This is a genomic window from Marseilla massiliensis, from assembly GCF_016899855.1.
GTDB lineage: Bacteria > Bacteroidota > Bacteroidia > Bacteroidales > Bacteroidaceae > Prevotella.
The window spans coordinates 1-5,338 of the sequence record NZ_JACJJG010000151.1; the positions used below are offsets into that span (position 1 = coordinate 1).

At 54.1% G+C, this 5,338-nt stretch carries 2 protein-coding genes; one reads left to right on the forward strand and one right to left on the reverse strand.

The annotated features are described in order from the left end of the window. On the forward strand, positions 1–2,464 hold a 2,464-nt coding region (locus H6A34_RS13615; protein ID WP_205105959.1), incomplete at its 5' end, for a putative LPS assembly protein LptD. A gap of 559 nt (positions 2,465–3,023) precedes the next feature. Here the strand turns inward: H6A34_RS13615 and H6A34_RS13620 are convergent. Then, entirely contained in the window at positions 3,024–5,273 is a 2,250-nt protein-coding gene (locus H6A34_RS13620; RefSeq protein WP_021948946.1) for a cation:proton antiporter, read from the reverse strand. Between the last annotated feature and the right edge of the window lie 65 nt (positions 5,274–5,338).

Here is a 5,338-nt window from a genome sequence, read left to right on the forward strand (position 1 = left end):
GGCCAACGTGAAGTACCAGAACATGGACCTCAAGAGCGACCGCATACAGATGAGCCTCGACAGCAGCATTGTACATGCCACGGGTACTGCCGACACGGCGGGCAAGATAGACGGCAAGCCAGTGTTCGTGATGGGGCAGGACACTTACGAGAGCGACACCATGTCGTTCAACTTCAAGACGAAAAAGGGCTTTATCAACAGTGTCTACACAGCGCAGCAGGACGGATACCTGTCGAGCGAGCAGTCGAAGCGCGACTCAAGCGGCGTGCTTTACCTTCAGCATGGCCGTTATACTACGTGCGACCAAGAGCACCCCGACTTCTACATAGCCCTCTCCCGCGCCAAGGTAAGGCCTGGTAAGGACGTCGTGTTCGGCCCCGCCTATCTCGTTGTGGCCGACGTACCGTTGCCGTTGGCCATCCCTTACGGCTTCTTCCCGTTCACCAAGAGCTATTCGAGCGGCTTCATCATGCCAAGCTACGGCGACGAGAGCTCGCGCGGATTCTACCTGCGCGACGGCGGATACTACTTCGCCATGAGCGACAAGTGGGACCTCAAGTTGCTCGGCGAGATATACACCAAGGGCTCGTGGGGCGTAAGCGTGGCCTCGAACTACCGCAAGCGCTACCGTTACAGCGGCAGTTTCTTCTTCAGTTACCAGAACACCAAGAACGGCGACAAGGGCATGCCTGACTATACGGAGCAGACCAGCTTCAAGCTTCAGTGGAGCCATCGCCAGGACTCAAAGGCCAATCCGTACACCAGTCTGTCGGCCAGTGTCAACTTTGCCACTACCGACTACGAGCGCAACAACCTCAACAGCATGTACAACCCGCAGAGCTACACGCAGAGTCTGCGCACCTCGAGCGTAAGCTGGAGCTCGACATTCTCGAGCCTCGGACTGACCTTGAGCGGTACGGCCAACCTCAGCCAGAACATGATAGACTCAACGGTCAGCCTCACGCTGCCCGACCTTAACATATCCGTTAGCCGCTTCTATCCCTTCAAGCGCAGGCATGCCGCCGGCAAGGAGCGCTGGTACGAGAAGATATCCATGAGCTACACGGGACAGCTGCGCAACTCGATTGACACGAAAGAAGACCTCTTGTTCAAGTCGAACCTTATCAAGGACTGGCGCAACGGATTTCAACACCAGATACCGATACAGGCCAACTTCACTTTGTTTAATTATATAAACATCAACCCGTCGTTCAACTTCACCGACCGTATGTACTCCAACAAGATCATGCGTTCATGGGACACGGCGGCGCAGGAGGAAGTGGCCGACACCGTATACGGCTTTTACAACGTGTACGACTGGCGCATGAGCGTCAGCGCGTCGACTAAGCTTTACGGATTCTGGACGCCCAGTAAAAAGCTCTTCGGCGACAAGATACAAGCCATCAGGCATGTCATGACGCCGCAGGTGACGTTCAGCTACGCGCCCGACAACGGCTCGCGCTACTACGAGACGTACCAGAAGACCGACGCCGAGGGCAACGTTACGCTCGAGGAATACAGCCCCTTCGAGCACGGACTATTCTCGCTGCCGTCGCGCGGAAGCACGGGTAGCATAACGTTCGACTTGTCGAACAACATCGAGATGAAGGTAAAGTCGGACAAAGACTCAACCGGTGTTAAGAAGTTGAGTATCATTGACGAGCTCGGTTTCAACATGGGCTATAACATGGCGGACAAAGAAAGGCCGTGGAGCGACCTTACCGTGCGCCTCAGACTAAAGTGGTGGAAGAGCTATACGTTCAACATGAACGCCGTGTTCGCCACCTACGCTTACGAACTGGACGAGAACGGCAATCCCTATGTGGGAACGCACACCGAATATAGCAAGGGCCGCTTCGGTCGATTCCAGGGTATGTCGCAGAACATCTCGTTCACCCTTACGCCCGAGAAAATCAAGAAATGGTTTGGCGGAGGCGATGACGAGGAGGACGAGAAGCAGACTGACGAGGACGAGACCGACAATACCGACATAGAGAGTAACGTCGACGACGACCTCGTGCGCGGACAGCATGGGGCTAAGAAGGAGAGCGCCGGAAAGGCGGAGACAGACGAGGACGGATACATGAAGTTCTCAATGCCATGGTCTCTTACCATCGGTTACGGTATATCCATGCGTGAGGACACAAGGCGCGAGCGCTTCAACACGAAGACTATGCGCTATCCCTACCGTTTCACTCAGACGCTCAACTTCAGCGGAAACATACGTATCAGCGACGGATGGAACATAAGTTTCTCGTCGGGATACGACTTCGAGAACCACGAGATGTCAATGACCACGGCCTCGCTTCAGCGTGACCTCCACTGCTTCAACATGAGTTGCTCGGTCGTTTTGGCACCATATACGTCGTACAACTTCTCTTTTCGTTGCAACGCCGCAACACTTACCGATGCGCTGAAGTACGACAAGCGCAGTGGATTCAGCAATGCCGTGCAGTGGTATTGACGTACAGCGTTGTCCGTAACGTGCTTTTGATATATGCGCGCGGCCGTTTTCCGGTCGCGCGCAATTTGTTTCCCGGCATTTGTCATATTGTCATTTAAAGCGTGGTAAGGCATAGCAAAGCGTCGCTGAAGGATGTTCATTGTCCTTGCGCAATCTGGAAACGGATTTCGTAATAATGCTACTTGGACTTGGCAAAACGGCCTTACTTTATATGAAAGAATATGTATTAAAAAGTAAGAAGGCATGTTTTAGATTGTAAAACATGCCTTTTCTCAGGGTGAAACGTGCTTTTTCATTTAGCGGAATATGCTTTTTCTCAACGAAAATCATGGCTTTTGGGCATGAAAAAGGCCGTTTTCCGATGCACAAAAAACGGCCTTAATGCGTAACGGTAAGTATTATAGCGAGTTACGTTTGCACGCTTCAGTTTCGCGTGTACAAGTCAATTGGAGGAATTTTTCTGGCCGTGCCCGCTGTGGAGCGTCAACGTTTTTCAATATGTAAGGCGTTTCCTACAGTTGCAACGCAAAGTGATAGCCGTGTGGGTAGCTGCCGGCCGTCAGTTGTCACTGCTGAAGCGCTCGAGGTCTTCTTCCTCTCCTACGAGCCAGATAACGTCCCCTTTGACGAGACGGCGTGCCGGGTCGACGAGCGTAAGGTTCTCCTTGCCCTCCTCCAGGCCTACCACCATGCAGTTGTACACGTCCCTTATGCCGCTCTCCTTCATCGTCTTGCCGGCAAAGGCGCCGCCCCCGCTTATCACGGCCTGCCGCAGTTTCATCTCACGCTTCTCAATGTCGGGATCCTGCGGGCGCACCTCACGCCCGATTGCCGAGCTCAGGGCCGTAAGCTGTTCGTCGCTGCCGATGGCCTGTATCCTGTCGCACGGAAATACGATTGTGCTCCCCTTGGGTATGTTGATACGCTGTATTCCGCGCAGAATGCTGCTTACGTGAACCCCGTAGCGGCTTCGCAGCTCGAGCTGGCGAAGCGTCTTGCCAGCCCAGAGCGAGTCTTCGGGCACCTCGAAGTCGGCAATGTGGATGTCACGGTCAAGCAGTTTGCCTTCGTACAAGGGGCGTTTGCGTCCCATTACCTCGGCCTCTATCTCCCTTGAGCGCAGGTTCCGCATGAACATCCGCTCCATCCTTATGCTACGTTTCTTGAGCGAGCGCGAGATGACCATCAGCGCCACGGCAGCCACGGCAATGCTTATCATCAGCGCGTTGGTGAACCTCGTAAGGTAGTTGCATATGTAAAATACGAACGCCGAGGCCACGGCCAGCCTTACAAGTATGGTGAACACCAGTGCCGGACGGTTGTACGTGCTCTCGGCCCACAGCGCCTTGAACTCCTCGCTATGGTTTTTCTTCATCACGATGGCGCGCAGGAATGGAGCAATGAGCAGCAACGTGGCAGCCCCGCACACGCCGTTGGCCCACCAGTGGGGCAGTATATGCCGGACGAAAGGCAGGCAGAAGGTGAACATAAGGGCAATCGTGGCACCCGAAAGAATGGCGTATATCACCGTGTTGCGCGCCATCTGCATGAGCAGGCTCTTCCATTTCCGTCCCGTATGCGCCGGCCGCCGACTTAGCGTAATGTTGTTCAGCGCGGCTGTCCACTTGGCGGGCAGATGTCTTTCAAGCAGTCCGTAACACGGGTTAGCTGCCCTTATCATGTATGGAGTGAGGAAGGTCGTTATCACAGAGACGGCCACCACGACTGGGTAGAGGAACTTACCGATGACCCCGAGCGACAGTCCAAGCGACGCGATGATGAACGAGAACTCGCCGATTTGCGCCATCGAGAAGCCGCACTGCATGGCCGACTTGAGCGACTGGCCGCTTATTAGGAAGCTTAGCGAGCCGAATATGGCTTGTCCCAGGATGATTGTCAGCACGAGCAGGAATATCGGCAGGGCATAGTCAACGAGCACTTCGGGGTCTACAAGCATGCCGACAGACACGAAGAACACCGCCCCGAACAGGTTTTTCACGGGTTCGACGAGCTTCGTTATGCGTTCTGCCTCTACCGTTTCGGCCAGTATCGAGCCCATGACAAATGCCCCGAAGGCGCTGCTGAAGCCTACTTTCGTCGACAGTACGGCCATCGCGCAGCACAGTCCCAGCGACACAATGAGCAGTGTCTCGTTGTTTATCAGCTTGCGCATCGACCGCAACATCCACGGTATCAGGTATATACCTACCACGAACCATAGTATCAGGAAGAAGCCGATTTTCATCACGCTGCCCAGCATCTGCCCACCGTCGGGGTTATTGCCGACGGCCAACGCCGACAGCATTACCATCAGCACAATGGCCAGGATGTCCTCCAAGATTAGCACGCTCATTACAATTCCCGCGAAGCGTTGCTGTCTCAGCCCTAAGTCGTCGAGTGCTTTGTAGATGATGGTGGTAGAACTCATGGCCAGCATACCGCCCAGAAAGATGCAGTCCATGCGGCTCCAGCCGAACGCGTGACCCGTCACTATGCCGAGCATCATCATGCAGAACACGATTGAACACGTGGCAATTACGGGAGTCATGCCCATCTTCAGTATCTTCTTGAACGAGAAGTCGAGGCCCAACGAGAACAGAAGGAACATCACGCCGATGTCTCCCCATGTGCTGATGTCCGCCCTGTCGACCACGGACATGGTGTAAGGCATGTGCGGGCTGACAAGAAATCCGGCCACGACGTAGCCCAGCACGAGCGGCTGCTTTAGTTTCTTGAACACTATTGTGACCACTCCCGCCACGATAAGTATCAGCGCGAGGTCTTTGACAAGGTAGGGAAGTTCGGACATTTAAGTTAAGAGTTAAGAATTAGGAGTCGGAAAAATTAAGGATTAAGAGTTAAGAATTAAGAAAA